General features: G+C 69.6%; 12 protein-coding genes. 2 read left to right on the top strand and 10 right to left on the bottom strand.

Annotated features, from left to right (window positions below; translation table 11 throughout):
• Positions 1-213 precede the first annotated feature (213 nt).
• The 4 genes from groL to SLNSH_RS12465 all read right to left on the bottom strand — a co-directional run bounded on the left by groL (position 214) and on the right by SLNSH_RS12465 (position 3,704).
• Positions 214-1,851 carry a chaperonin GroEL gene (gene groL, locus SLNSH_RS12480; protein WP_106337334.1) on the bottom strand — a complete coding sequence of 546 codons (1,638 nt, stop codon included), beginning with the start codon at positions 1,849-1,851 and terminating at the stop codon, positions 214-216.
• A gap of 51 nt (positions 1,852-1,902) precedes the next feature.
• Positions 1,903-2,190, bottom strand: coding sequence for a co-chaperone GroES (gene groES / locus SLNSH_RS12475; RefSeq protein ID WP_106337333.1), 288 nt, complete (start codon positions 2,188-2,190; stop codon positions 1,903-1,905).
• Between the two features lie 344 nt (positions 2,191-2,534).
• Positions 2,535-3,053: a GNAT family N-acetyltransferase gene (locus SLNSH_RS12470; RefSeq protein ID WP_106337332.1), complete on the bottom strand. Its 519-nt coding sequence runs from the start codon at positions 3,051-3,053 to the stop codon at positions 2,535-2,537.
• Between the two features lie 69 nt (positions 3,054-3,122).
• Positions 3,123-3,704 carry a protein phosphatase CheZ gene (locus SLNSH_RS12465; protein WP_158266747.1) on the bottom strand — a complete coding sequence of 194 codons (582 nt, stop codon included), beginning with the start codon at positions 3,702-3,704 and terminating at the stop codon, positions 3,123-3,125.
• A 247-nt stretch (positions 3,705-3,951) separates the two neighbouring features.
• Here SLNSH_RS12465 and SLNSH_RS12460 point away from each other — a divergent pair, with 247 nt between their 5' ends.
• Positions 3,952-4,689, top strand: coding sequence for a L,D-transpeptidase (locus SLNSH_RS12460; protein ID WP_106337330.1), 738 nt, complete (start codon positions 3,952-3,954; stop codon positions 4,687-4,689).
• Positions 4,690-4,742: 53 nt separating this feature from the next.
• On the opposite strand, the gene SLNSH_RS12455 is transcribed toward SLNSH_RS12460, so the two are convergent.
• From SLNSH_RS12455 to SLNSH_RS12430, 6 genes are all read right to left on the bottom strand, one after another.
• Positions 4,743-5,459: an LOG family protein gene (locus tag SLNSH_RS12455; protein ID WP_106337446.1), complete on the bottom strand. Its 717-nt coding sequence runs from the start codon at positions 5,457-5,459 to the stop codon at positions 4,743-4,745.
• Between the two features lie 102 nt (positions 5,460-5,561).
• Complete coding sequence (locus SLNSH_RS12450; protein ID WP_106337329.1) at positions 5,562-6,344, bottom strand: DUF2076 domain-containing protein; 783 nt, start codon at positions 6,342-6,344, stop codon at positions 5,562-5,564.
• A 181-nt stretch (positions 6,345-6,525) separates the two neighbouring features.
• Complete coding sequence (gene aceB / locus SLNSH_RS12445; protein ID WP_210202511.1) at positions 6,526-8,124, bottom strand: malate synthase A; 1,599 nt, start codon at positions 8,122-8,124, stop codon at positions 6,526-6,528.
• Positions 8,125-8,276: 152 nt separating this feature from the next.
• Complete coding sequence (gene glcF / locus SLNSH_RS12440; protein WP_106337328.1) at positions 8,277-9,653, bottom strand: glycolate oxidase subunit GlcF; 1,377 nt, start codon at positions 9,651-9,653, stop codon at positions 8,277-8,279.
• 10 nt (positions 9,654-9,663) lie between these two features.
• Complete coding sequence (gene glcE, locus SLNSH_RS12435; RefSeq protein WP_106337327.1) at positions 9,664-10,851, bottom strand: glycolate oxidase subunit GlcE; 1,188 nt, start codon at positions 10,849-10,851, stop codon at positions 9,664-9,666.
• 117 nt (positions 10,852-10,968) lie between these two features.
• Entirely contained in the window at positions 10,969-12,420 is a 1,452-nt protein-coding gene (locus SLNSH_RS12430) for an FAD-linked oxidase C-terminal domain-containing protein (RefSeq protein WP_106337326.1), read from the bottom strand.
• A 183-nt stretch (positions 12,421-12,603) separates the two neighbouring features.
• Here SLNSH_RS12430 and SLNSH_RS12425 point away from each other — a divergent pair, with 183 nt between their 5' ends.
• The gene (locus SLNSH_RS12425; protein WP_106337325.1) at positions 12,604-13,521 is read left to right on the top strand and encodes a LysR family transcriptional regulator; all 918 of its coding nucleotides are present in this window, start codon (positions 12,604-12,606) and stop codon (positions 13,519-13,521) included.
• The last annotated feature ends 9 nt before the right edge of the window (positions 13,522-13,530 follow it).

The following is a 13,530-nucleotide window of genomic DNA, read 5'->3' as shown; positions in this document are numbered from 1 at the left end:
TGCGCGGGCAGCGCAGCGATCCGGAAGGTAAAGGCCCGACCTCTCATGGATTGCTTCGTCGCTGCGCTCCTCGCAAGGGCGGCGTAGAGCATGCGGATCCGAGCGCCTGCGCTGGGGTCGGGGTTCTCCCCCTCAAAACCTGCCTGAAACCAAAAAGGGCGGCCTCGCGGCCGCCCTTCTCGTATCAGCTCGGAGACCCGAGCGGCTTTGGACTTAGAAGTCCATGCCGCCCATGCCGCCGCCGCCGCCCATCGGCATGGCGGGCTTCTCCTTCGGGAGCTCCGCGACCATGGCCTCGGTGGTGATCAGCAGGCCGGCGACCGAAGCCGCGTCCTGGAGAGCCGTGCGGACGACCTTCGCCGGGTCGACGATGCCGGCCTCGAGCATGTCCACGAACTTCTCCGTCTGGGCGTTGAAGCCGTAGGTGTTCGAGGAGTTCTCGCCGATCTTGCCGACCACGATCGAGCCTTCCACGCCGGCGTTCTCGACGATCTGGCGGATGGGGGCCTCGAGAGCCTTCATCACGATGTTGATGCCGGCCTGGACGTCGGCGTTGTCCGACTTGAGGGCCGAGACGGCACCCTTGGCGCGCAGCAGAGCCGTGCCGCCGCCGGGGACGATGCCCTCTTCCACCGCAGCGCGGGTGGCGTTGAGCGCGTCGTCAACGCGGTCCTTCTTCTCCTTCACCTCGACCTCGGTCGCGCCGCCGACACGGATCACCGCGACGCCGCCAGCGAGCTTGGCGAGACGCTCCTGGAGCTTCTCACGGTCGTAGTCGGAGGTGGTCTCCTCGATCTGGGCCTTGATCTGGGAAACGCGGGCCTCGATGTCGGAGCGCTGGCCGGCGCCGTCGACGATCGTGGTGTTCTCCTTCTCGATGCGGACGCGCTTGGCGCGGCCCAGCATGTTGAGTGAGACGTTCTCCAGCTTGATGCCCAGATCCTCGGCGATCATCTGACCGGCGGTCAGGATCGCGATGTCCTCGAGCATGGCCTTGCGGCGATCGCCGAAGCCCGGAGCCTTCACGGCCGCGACCTTCAGGCCGCCGCGCAGCTTGTTGACCACCAGGGTGGCGAGAGCCTCGCCCTCGATGTCCTCGGCGATGATCAGCAGCGGCTTGCCGGTCTGCACCACCGCCTCGAGGATCGGCAGCATCGCCTGGAGCGACGACAGCTTCTTCTCGTGGATGAGGATGTAGGGGTCCTCGAGCTCGGCGACCATCTTCTCCGCGTTCGTGATGAAGTACGGGGAGAGGTAGCCGCGGTCGAACTGCATGCCCTCGACGACGTCGAGCTCGGTCTCGGCGGTCTTCGCCTCCTCAACCGTGATCACGCCCTCGTTGCCGACCTTCTGCATGGCCTGGGCGATCATCTCGCCGATGGCGCTGTCGCCGTTGGCCGAGATGGTGCCGACCTGCGCGACCTCGGCGGAGGAGGCGACCTTGCGGGCGCGGTTCTTGATGTCCTCGAGGGCCGCGGTCACGGCGAGATCAACGCCGCGCTTCAGGTCCATCGGATTCATGCCGGCCGCAACGGCCTTGGCGCCTTCCTTCACGATCGCCTGGGCGAGAACCGTGGCGGTCGTGGTGCCGTCGCCGGCGATGTCGTTGGTCTTCGAGGCCACTTCGCGCACCATCTGCGCGCCCATGTTCTCGAACTTGTCCTCGAGCTCGATCTCCTTGGCGACGGTGACGCCGTCCTTGGTGATGCGGGGAGCGCCGAAGGACTTCTCGATGACGACGTTGCGGCCCTTCGGGCCGAGGGTCACCTTGACGGCGTTGGCGAGGATGTCCACGCCGCGCAGCATCTTCTCGCGGGCGTCAGAGGAAAAGCGAACGTCTTTGGCAGCCATGACGTTGAGCTCCTATTGGATGAAATCAGGGGAAGGCGCGGGAAAGTCCGATCAGGCGACGATGCCCATGATGTCGGACTCCTTCATGATCAGGAGGTCCTGACCGTCGATCTTGACCTCGGTGCCCGACCACTTGCCGAACAGGACGCGGTCGCCGGCCTTCACGTCGAGGGCGACGAGCTTGCCGCTCTCGTCCCGGGCGCCCGGGCCAACCGCCACGACCTCGCCCTCCTGGGGCTTCTCCTTGGCGGTGTCGGGGATGATGATGCCGCCCTTGGTCTTCTCCTCCGACTCGAGGCGGCGGACGACGACGCGGTCGTGCAGGGGACGGAACTTCATGTGTGTCTTCCTCTTGGCGACGCGCACGAAGCGCTGAAGCTGGCAAGAAACGATGGCCTGTTAGCACTCTCAATCGGTGAGTGCCAGCCAGGGTGAAGCGGAGATAAGCAGCCCTGTCCGGGCTGTCAAGAACGCGCGCAGCGGGAGCTTTGCAGTTTTTTCGTCTGGTCGGGGGTTGGTTAACCCGGCGGGACAACGCCCGCAGTCGCGTGGCGCCGCGCTATGCGCGGCTCCGGCCTCTCGCGCCGGCGCTCAACCGGCTGGTCGCGTCTTCCCGGATCCTGTCCGCGGGAGCGCGGGTCGCCTTTTACCCCGAACGGGCGCGGGCCGAAAGCCCCCCGGGGCTAGGCCTGCCCGATGTCGCGCGCGAATGCGTATTCGAAAGAGCGCCCCACGTCGTGCAGCGCCCGGATGCCGGGCAGCTGGCGGAAGCCATGCTTGCGGTAGAAGGCGTGGCCCCGCTTGAAGCGCGTGTCGCTCCAGAGCACCATCCTGCGCCCGCCCCGCTCCCGGGCGTAGGTCATGGCGTCGCACAGGAGGCGGGCCGAGAGGCCCTGCCCGCGCTCGTCCGCAGCCACATAGACCTTGAACAGCTCGAACGTGTAGCGTTCGGCGTGAGGCGTGACCGCGAGGGAGCCGACGATCCGGCGCGAGCCGTCCGGCCCCTCGCGCTCCACCACCCAGAGGACGCCGCCCTTGCGCGGCCCGTAGTGGGTCGCGGGCGCCTCCAGCTCCGGGAATTCCTCCGGCACGAAAGGGCAGTCGTCGTATTCGGCGAAGACGGCGCGGATCAGGTCGGCCATGGCCGGGCCGTCGGCGTCGACGGCGGGACGGATGCGGAGGGCGGGGTCGAGGGGAGTCATGGTCAGCCGGGAATACGCAACACTGGCGGCCTTTTGGCACGCCTTGCCGCGCCCGTGAAGGGTCCGGCCTCAGGTCAACAGGCGATCCACCTCGGCCTGGGTGAGATGTCCGGCGTCCGACTGCAGCCGCGGGCCGTTCTCCAGCTCCGACGCCTGGGAGTTGCCGCCCCAGCCCGGGATGCCTCGGCCGGGTTCGGGGGCGGCCTTCGCGGCAGGACCGGCGCCGAAGCGCCAGGTCGTGATGCGCCGGTCGAGTTCGTTGAGCAGCCCGCGCACATTGGCGATGCGCTGGCCTGCGAGATCCTGGAAGTCGCAGGCCTGGAACAGCAGGACGATCCGCTCCGTGAGTTGCTCGGCGGCTTCCTGGGTGAGCGCCCCGTCGGCCCGGAGGCGGTGGATGGCGGCGTCCAGCTCCTCGCAGACGCCCAGGATGGCGTGAACGCCGCGCCCGACGTCGCTGATCACGGCCGTGAGCTCGGCCGAAGCCCTCCCGAGCCCTGCGCCGGCCTCGACCACGGCCGCCGCCGCCGCCCTGTGCCCGGCGCCATCGACTGGGTCCGCGGGACGCGGGGGCTCGGCCGCAGGCCGCTGGGGCGCGGAGCCGAGGCGGCCGAGCTGCTCGAGCCGGTAAGGGCGGGTGGTGCGTGTCAACCGAGGGGTCCTGGCGATGGGCGCATGCTGCGCCAGGATGGTGAAGGAAGCGCTACTGCGGGCCAACAGCCTGTCGGGCCAGGCGCCCGCGCGAAACCAGGCGTAAACCAATCCGTCAATTTCGAATCCGAACGCGCGCATTATCAGCCCGTTAACGACGATCCTTCAGCCGCCGTTGAGCAGGTCTCGCGCGAAGCTGGCGCAAGGCTCCGAAGAACTCGGACAGCATGCTGCGGGCTGCGCGACGATGAGAACCTCGTTCACACTGGCGACGCTGCTCGCCCTGGCTGCCCTCCCGTCCGCCGCGCAGGCGGGGTCGGGAGGCCTGGGCGGCGGCTTCATCGAGATGATCATGACCGGGCGGGACCCGACCCCGCCCCGCGGCGCCGTCGCGGCGCCCGTGCCGGGCGCTCCGCTCGGCGTGCCCGAGCGGCTCTGGGCGCCCCAGCAGGGCCGAGCGGCGCCGCAGGCGCCGGACCCGCGCTACGCGGCGCTGCCGGCCTACGAGCCGGAGCCCATGGGCCGGATCGAGCGAGGATTCGATCCGCGCTACGAGCGCCAGGTTGTGGACTATGACGGCGGGCACGCGCCGGGGACCATCATCATCGACTCGCCGAACAAGTTCCTCTACCTCGTCCAGCCTGGCGGCAAGGCGCTGCGCTACGGCATCGGGGTGGGCCGGCCGGGGTTCACCTGGTCCGGCGTGAAGACGATCACCCGCAAGGCCGAGTGGCCCGACTGGACGCCGCCGCCCGAGATGCTGAAGCGCCGGCCGGACCTGCCGCGGCACATGGAGGGCGGGCCCGAGAACCCGCTCGGCGCGCGGGCGATGTATCTGGGCTCGACGCTCTACCGCATCCACGGCACCAACGAGCCGAACACGATCGGCCAGAACGTCTCCTCCGGCTGCATCCGGCTGCGCAACGAGGACGTCACGGACCTCTACAACCGCGTGAAGGTCGGCACGAAGGTGGTGGTGATGTAGCGTCGGCGACGCTCGGGCTGGGGCTGACGGGCGCCTGTTCAGTTCAGTTCAGTTCAGCTCAGCGCAGGCTGGCCGCGCCGGCGCTTCTGGTGGGGCAGCGGCAGGCCGCGTTCGACCAGGGCGGCCCAGATGTCCTCTGCGTCGTCGGCGAAGCTGAAGAGGTCGAGGTCCTCGCGCCGGACCATGCCGGCTTCCACCAAGGCGTCGAAGTTGATGACCTTGGTCCAATAGCCCCGGTCGGCCAGCACGATCGGGATGAAGGGCGCCTTGCCGGTCTGGCGCAGGGTCAGGATCTCAAAGAGTTCGTCGAACGTCCCGAACCCGCCCGGGAACACCACGAGGCCGTTGGCGCGCATCGCCAAGTGCATCTTGCGCATGGCGAAGTAGTGGAAGCGGAAGGTGAGGTCCGGCGTGGAGTAGGCGTTCGGGTCCTGCTCGTGCGGCAGGGTGATGTTGAAACCCACCGAAGGCGCCCCAGCGTCGCAGGCGCCGCGGTTGGCGGCCTCCATGACGCCCGGGCCTCCGCCCGTGGCGATGACGTTGTCGCGCTGGCCGCCATTGGCCAGCAAGGCGCCGCCGCGCTGGGAGGCGATCATGCCGAAGCGGCGGGCCTGCGCGTACCAGCGAGCGCCGTTCTCGCCGAGGGCGGAGGGCTCGCCGGGCGGACGAGCCCGGGCGGAGCCGAACACCACGATGGTTGAGCGCACGCCCCATGCGCGCAGGCGCTCTTCGGGCTTGGCGTATTCCAGGAGGAAGCGGACGCCGCGCATCGAGTCGCCGAGCAGGAAATCCTGGTCCAGCGCCGGCAGGCGATACGCGGCGGACGCCTTCTGGGCGGAGTTGTCGGGCGAATCAGTCACCCGGCGACCCTATCAGGCCCAGCTGTCGCCGTCGTCGGCCGAGCCGCCGTCGTCGTAGCCCGCATCATCAATGGAGCCGTCGTCCGGCGAGCCGTCGTCATAGCCGGCGGACTGGATGTCCTGGTCGGGCGGCGGCTGGTCGGAGCCAAGGTATTCGTTGTTGATGATCGTGGTTCCGCCTAAGGCCGCCGGGTCCAAGGCGCCGGCCTGGCCGCCGAAGAGGCCGCTCGCGCCGTGGTGACTGTTGAACAGGGACGAGATGCCCTGGAACAGCAGCGCGCCGCCGGCGACCCCCGCAGCGGTGGTCATGGCGCCGCGCAGGAAGCCGCCGCCACCACCACCGCCCATGGGCCCGCCCTGGCCGCCGCCGAAGAAGCCGCCACCCTGCGGCTGGGCCGGAGCGCCCCAGGGGCCCGGAGCCGGAGGCGGGCCACCCTGCGGCTGCGCCGCCTGACCCCAGGGGCCGGGAGCAGGACGAGCCTGCTGCTGCGGCGGACGCTGGTCCTGGCCGCCGAAAATGCTTTTGCCGAGACCGCCCAGGAAACTGGTCGAGCCGGCGTCGCGCTCGCGCGCATGGTCGGCGAGTTGCGCCTCGAGCTCCTGGATCCGGCTGGCGGCCGCCTTCAGGGCTTCCTCCTGCACGATCACGGTCTGGGCCATCATGTAGGGCGCATAGGGCTGCTGGCGCACGGCGTCGGCGATGAAGGCCTCGGCCTCCTTGTCGCGGGGCGTGTTCGCCGCGCCCTTCACGCGCTCGAACAGGTTCGCGAGCAGCTGGCGTTCCTCGGGACTCATGGTCGATCCTCGTGTGCGTGGCAGCCTGCCCCATCGGGGACCGCACCCGCCACGTGGCGCGGCGTCGATGATGTGGTGCGCCCAAGATGGCGCTCCAAGGGCGCCCAACATGAATTCGCGGAAAGCCGGCGCGTTCCGGCCGGAACAGCCCTGCGCCTTGACGCGCCCAGCGCGAGGCCCCTCAGGCGGCCAGCAGGTCGTAGGCCGAGAGGGTCAGGAAGTCGGGGACGTCCTGGGCCAGGGTCATATCGGACAGGAGCTTCGCCGACTCGGCGAAACGACCGGAGCGGAACGCCTCCTCGCCCAGATCGGCCCGGAGCTTGCCCGCCTCGTCCTGCAGGATCTCGCCGAACAGCTCGGGCGTGATCTTGCGGCCGTCTGAGAGGGAGGCGCGATGGTAGACCCACTGCCAGAGCTGCACGCGCGCGATCTCGGCCGTGCCGGCGTCCTCCAGCATGTGATGCAGGGTCACGGCCCCCTGCCCTTCCAGCCAGGCGGACAGGTAGCGCAGGACGACCCGAATGTTGCCGCGCAGCCCGGACTCGGTGCGCCGGCCGGGGTGCATGGAGAGCATGTCTTCGCGGATGATCTCCACGTCCGCATGGGTGACGCCGAGCTGGTTCTGCTCGGGCACGAGGCCGTGGAAAACCTCCTGGGCCACCCGCGCCAGGTCGGGACGCGACACCCAGACGCCGTCGAACCCTTCCAGGGCCGCGCGCTGCTTGTCGGCCTTGATCCTGTTCAGGGCGTCGCGGTTGGCGGCGCGGTTCCCCGCCACGGGCAGGTCGGCGATCTTGCCGCCGAGCGCGAGCGCTCCGCGGCGGTGACAGGTCTTGACCAGCAGGTAGGAGCAGGCCGCCAGGAAGTTGGAGCCCATCACCATGGAGGCGCGGTCCGGCGTAACGAAGCGCGCGTGCTTCCCGAGGCACTTCACGAAGGAGAAGATCAGGTCGAAACGGCCGCAGTTCAGCGCCACCGCGCGTTCACGCATGGCGTGGAGGATCTCATCCATCTGGAAGGCGGCCGGCAGGGTCTCGATGAGCACCGTCGCCTTTACGCTGCCCTTGGTCAGATCCAGCTTGTGTTCCGCAAAGGCCAGGACGTCGTTCCAGAGCCGCGCCTCGCGAGCGTCCTCGACCTTGGGCAGGTAGACGGCGACAGTCTTGCCGGCGGCGCGAATCCGCCCGGCGTTGTGGAACAGGTACAGGCCGAGGTCGAACAAGGCTGCGGCGATCGGGCCGCCGTCCACATGAACGTGGGCTTCGGGCAGGCGCCAGCCGCGCGGGCGCAGCATTACGGCGGCGCCGTCGGGACGCGGCGCGTGTTTGGAACCCCTGCGGTTCACCGCCTCCAGACGGCCGGCCCAGAGGTCGATGAGGTTGGCCTGGCCTGCGATCAGGTTGGCCCAGCTTGGGGACAGAGCGTCCTCGAGATCCGCCACGAAGACCCGCGCGCCCGAATTGATCCCCTCCACGATCGTCGTGGCCTCGGGAGGACCTGCGATCTCGATGCGTCGATCCAGCAAGTCCGCCGGGACGGGGGCGACCCGCCAGTCGGCGTCACGGATATCCTGGGTCTCGGGGCTGAAGTCCGGCATCTGGCCGGCGTCGAACTCGCGGCGCCGCTCGGCCCGGGCCTGCAGCACCGCCTGACGCTCGCCCTCGAATGCGCGGTGCATCGCGGCCAGAAACGCGGCGGCTGAGGGCGTGATCACGTCGGAGGCGCGGCCCTCCATGGCTCCGCGGATCGTCAGGCCTTCGATGTGGATCTCGTTGGACACGCTAAAACCCTCGCGCGTGGTCTTCTACGCGCGCAGCTTTGGCTTGCAGGCCTTTTCAGGAGGTTGCTGGCGAACCTGAGACTATCGCTATGGTTTACGAATGCTCGCCGGGCGGGCCGGCCTGCTGGGGCAGGCCATTTGGAGCCCCGCGCTTATTCGGCCGCAGCCGGCAAGCTCTCCGTCTCGGACGGACGATGGGCGAAACCGGCGTCCTCCAGGGCTTCCGGCATCGGGCCGCCAGTGGCCCAGTCGAGCAGCTCGACCGTGTGCACGATGGGGGTACGGTCACCGCGGTCGGCGAAGCCCTTTCCGATCTGGGTCATGCAGCCGATGTTGCCGGTCGCCACGATGGCGGGGCGGGTCTTCTCGATGTTGTCGACCTTGCGCTCGCGCAGGCGCGCCGAAAGCTCCGGCTGGAGCATGTTGTAGGTGCCGGCCGAGCCGCAGCAGATATGCGCCTCGGGGACGTCCTTCACCACGAAACCCGCCGCCTTCAGCAGCTTCTTGGGCAGGTCCGTGATCTTCTGGCCGTGCTGCATGGAGCAGGCGGAGTGATAGGTCACCACATCGCCCGTGCGCCGCACCGGGGCGGTCCACTCGATCGAGCCCAGGTATTCCGTGATGTCCTTGGCCAGCGCCGAGACCCGGGCGGCCTTCTCGGCATACGCGCGGTCCTCGCGGAACATGAAGCCATAATCCTTCACGGTCGTGCCGCAGCCCGACGCCGTGATGATGATCGCGTCCAGGCCCTCGCCCTCGATCTCACGGGTCCAGGCGTCGATGGTCCGCTTGGCGAACGCCCGTCCCTGGTCCTCGCGGCCCATGTGGTGGACGAGCGCGCCGCAGCAGCCCTCATCCTTCGGAATGACCACCTCGACGCCGTTGCGGTTGAGCAGGCGGATCGCGGCGTCGTTGATGGAGGGCCGCAGCACCGGCTGGGCGCAGCCGTTGAGCATGGCGACCCGGCTCCTGCGGGGGCCCTCCGGCTTGAACACGGTCAGGCGCTCGTTGACCGAACGGGCAGGAAGCCGCGCGGGCGCGAGGGCCAGCATGGCCCCGAGGCGCGAGCCGGCGCCAGGCAGATGCCGCAACAGAGGCGCCAGCGGCTTCGCAAGGAGAGCGCCGGCCAGCGCCAGGCGGAAGCGACCGCGGTAGGGCAGGACGGCCGCCAGCACAGCGCGGGTGAGGCGGTCCAACGGAGGCCGTTCGTAGGTTTCCTCGATATAGGACCGGGCATGGTCCACCAGGTGCATGTAGTGCACGCCGGACGGGCAGGTCGTCATGCAGGACAGGCAGGAGAGGCAGCGGTCGATGTGCTTGACCACCTGCGGCGTCGCCGGGCGGTCGTTCTCCAGCATGTCCTTGATGAGGTAGATGCGGCCGCGCGGGCTGTCCAACTCGTCGCCGAGCAAAAGGTAGGTTGGACAGGTCGCCGTGCAGAATCCGCAATGCACGCAGGTGCGCAGGATCTTCTCGGCCGTGGCCGTGGCCGAGTCCTTCAGCTGTTCGGGGGCGAAGTTGGTCTGCATCGGATGACTTTCAGAGCCCCGCCGCCATGCGGCCAGGGTTGAGGATTCCTGCGGGGTCGAAGCTGGCCTTGATCCCAGCCGAAAGCGCCGCGATCGCGGCGGGCTGGGGCTCGAAGACCGGGACAGAGGCGCGCACCTCCGCAGGGGCGCGGATCAGCGTGGCGTGGCCGCCCGTGCCGGCGAGCGCCGCGCGGATCGGGCCGGAGCCGGCATCCCCGGCGGGCGTCGTCGCGAGCCACACGAGGCCGCCGCCCCAGTCGTAGAAGCAGCGGACCGGCAGGGCGCGGCGGATGGCCGCCACCGCAGCTGCGGCCTTGGAGGGCGCGATCGAGATCCGCCAGACCGCGGCGTCGCGCGGCTCGGCGATGAATGTCGCGTCCCGGACCTGGCGCCAGAGCGAGGTCGCGGGGTCGCCCTCGACCACGTCGGCGCCGCCGAAGCCCTTCAGGAGCTTGCGCAGCTCGGCGGCCCGATAGGCCATCGACTCGGGGAAGCCTTCCAGGCGAAGCAGGGTCTTGGAGACGCGCTCAAGCCCCGCGGGCAGATGCGCCGCGCCGTTCACCTCGAAGGGGGAACCCAGGCCCGCCGCCATGGCCTCCACGGCGCGCGCGTCATCGAGGCCGTGCAGGACGACAGTCACCGTGTGCGCCGGCGCGGGCAGCACCTTGAAGATGACCTCGCTCATCACGCCCAGCGTGCCCCACGAGCCCGCCATGAGCTTCACCAGGTCGAGGCCGGTGACGTTCTTCATGACGCGTCCGCCGGTCTTCACCACCTCGCCGCGTCCGTTGACGAAGCGCACGCCGATGAGACTGTCGCGGCACGCGCCAGCCATGATGCGGCGCGGGCCGGAGTTGTTGGCCGCCGCGACGCCGCCGATCGTGGGTTCGCCGGCAGTTCCGAGCAGGCCGCGATAGTCCACCGGCTCGAAGGTGAGCGCCTGCCCCTTCTCGGCCAGCGTCGCCTCGATCTCCCGGAGCGGGGTGCCGGCCCGGGCGCCGATGACCATTTCGGAGGGCTCGTAGAGCGTGACGCCGGTCAGGCCCTTGGCCGTAAGGGTCCGCTCGGTCTGGAGCGGGCGGCCGATCCCGGCCTTCGTGCCGGCGCCTTCGACGGCGAGCGGCGTCTTGCCGGCGAAGGCGGATCGGACGGCCTCGGCCAGTTCGGCTTCGTCGCGGGGCTGGAGAAGGTCGGTCATGCTTGGGTCCGGGTCATCCCCGGCGCGCCTGAGACGCGGGAAGGGGATCCATTGGGCGGGTCCGTCTGGTTCCCCTTCCCGGCCCGCTGCGCGGGCCGCCGGGGATGACGGAGAGAATCAGGCCGCATCCGTCTGGGGCAGCCAGCGGCCTTCCAGGGGGAAGACCTTGGCTGGGTTCAGCAGCCACTGGCGGTCGAACACGGCGCGCACGCGCATCTGCTGCTCCAGGTCGACGTCGTTGAACTGGCGGCGCATGAGGTCGCGCTTCTCGATGCCGACGCCATGCTCGCCCGTGAGGCAGCCGCCGACCTCCACGCAGAGCGTCAGGATGTCGTTGCCGGCGTCCTCGGCCTTCTTGGCTTCGACCGGGTCATTGACGTTGTACATGATCAGCGGGTGCAGGTTGCCGTCGCCGGCGTGGAACACGTTGGCGACGCGCAGGCTGTAGCCCTTCACGATCTCGTCCATGCGCTTCAGCACGTAGGGCAGCTGGCCGGTGGGAATGGTGCCGTCCATGCAGATGTAGTCGGCGATGCGGCCGGTGGCCCCGAAGGCCGACTTGCGGCCCTTCCAGATCGCCGCCGTCTCCATGGCGGACTTGGATTCCTTCACGGTCTGCACGCCGTGCTGTTTGGCGATCTCCACGATGCGCGCCAAGGTCGCGTCCATCTCGGCGTCGGAGCCCTCGACCTCGATGATGAGCAGGGCCTCCACGTCCAGAGGGTAGCCCGCCTTGGCGAAGGCCTCGCAGATCTCGATGGCGGGCTTGTCCATGAACTCCATCGCCACCGGCACGATGCCGGCGGCGATGATGGCCGCCACGCAGGCGCCGGCGCTCTCGCTGGTCGGGAAGCCGAACAGCACCGGGCGGGCGCCCTCGGCGGCGCGCAGGATGCGCAGCGTCGCCTCCGTCACGACGCCGAGCTGGCCTTCGGAGCCCACCACGATGCCGAGCAGGTCGTAGCCGGGCGCGTCCAGGGCGTCGCCGCCGATGTCGACGATCGCGCCGTCCAGCAGGACCATGCGGACGCCGAGCACGTTGTTGGTGGTGACGCCGTACTTCAGGCAGTGGGCCCCGCCCGAGTTGTTGGCGATGTTGCCCGCGATGGTGCAGGCCAGCTGGGACGAGGGGTCGGGCGCGTAGAAGAAGCCTTCGTAGTTCACCGCCTGGCTGACCGCGAGGTTGGTGATTCCCGCCTGCACCCGCATGGTGCGGTCGGCGAAGTTCACGTCCAGCACGCGGTTCATCTTGGAGACGCCCAGGATGATGGCGTCCTCCTGGGCGATGGCGCCGCCGCAGAGCGACGTGCCGGCGCCGCGCGGCACCACCTTCACGCCGTTCTCGTGGCAGTATCTGAGGATGGCGGAGACCTCCTCCGTGGTGGAGGGCAGCACCACCGCGAGCGGAAGCTTGCGGTAGGCCGTGAGGCCGTCCGTCTCGAAGGCCCGGCGCTCGTCCTCGCTGGTGACGAGGGCCTCCGGCGCGACCAGCCGGGACAGGCCCGCGACGATCTCGTCGCGTCGCGCCACGACGCGCGCGTCCGGGGTCGGAAAGGCGATGCCGCTCATGGGTCCTCCTGCGCGACTTCTGGCGCATGGCCAGCTCGAGCTCGACAATTTTCAGCTTAGCGGAGAGCGGAGCATCTTGCAGGATGCCGCTTCGATCAGGATTATTTCTTCCAGGGCAAAAATGTCCATGCCCTTGTGAACCGATCCCCTGCGGCGTCCGCCGCATCCCGCCCCGAGCTCCCCATGAATCCTCTCGCCGATCTCGACATCTTCGCCCGCGTGGTCACGGAGGGCTCGATGTCCGGCGCCGGGCGCGGCCTGGGTCTTTCGCCCGCGGTGATCTCCAAGCGCATCCGCAGGCTGGAGGAGCGGCTCGGCACCCGCCTCCTGCAGCGCACGACCCGCCAGATCGCCCTCACGGAGGCCGGGCAGGGCTTCTACGAGCGCGTGGTCGCCATCCTGGCGAGCGTGGAGGAGGCGGAAGCCTGGGTGTCGCGCCGCTCCTCCGCGGTGCGCGGCGTCCTGCGGGTGTCGGCGCCGACCTCCTTCGGGCGGCTGCACATCGCCCCTCACCTCACGTCGTTCCTCGACTCGCATCCCGAGCTGACGGTGGAGCTGGTGCTGTCGGACGCCTTCGTGGACATCGTGGGGGACGGGTTCGACCTCGCGGTGCGCATCGCCGACCTCCAGGACTCGAGCCTCGTGGCCCGGCGTCTCGCGCCGAACCACCGGGTCCTGTGCGCGTCGCCGGGATATATCGCCGCGCACGGCCGGCCGGAGCGGCTGGGCGACCTGGCGCGGCACCGCCTCCTTGCGCACAACACCGACCATTGGCGGCTGGAAGGGCCGGACGGCCCCGTCACCGTGCGGGTGGACAGCCCGCTCAAGACGAACTCCAGCGAGGTGGTGCGGGAATCGGTGATCGGCGGCGCCGGGATCGCCCTGCGGTCCACGTGGGACGTCGGACCGGAGCTGCGAGCCGGCAAGCTGGTGCGCGTGCTGCCGGGCTTTGGCGGCTCCCGCAAGGTGGCGATCCACGCGGTCTATCCGTCGCGCCGGCACCTCGCCCAGAAGGTCCGGGCCTTCATCGACCACCTGGCCGACCTCTACGGCCCGACGCCGCCCTGGGACGAAGGACTGGAGTTCCTGGCCGCGGCCTGACGCATGCCC

It is taken from the genome of Alsobacter soli (assembly GCF_003004785.1).
GTDB classification, from domain to species: domain Bacteria; phylum Pseudomonadota; class Alphaproteobacteria; order Rhizobiales; family Beijerinckiaceae; genus Alsobacter; species Alsobacter soli.
Note: the sequence above shows the minus strand (reverse complement) of the source record. Positions and strands in the feature narration are given on the sequence as shown.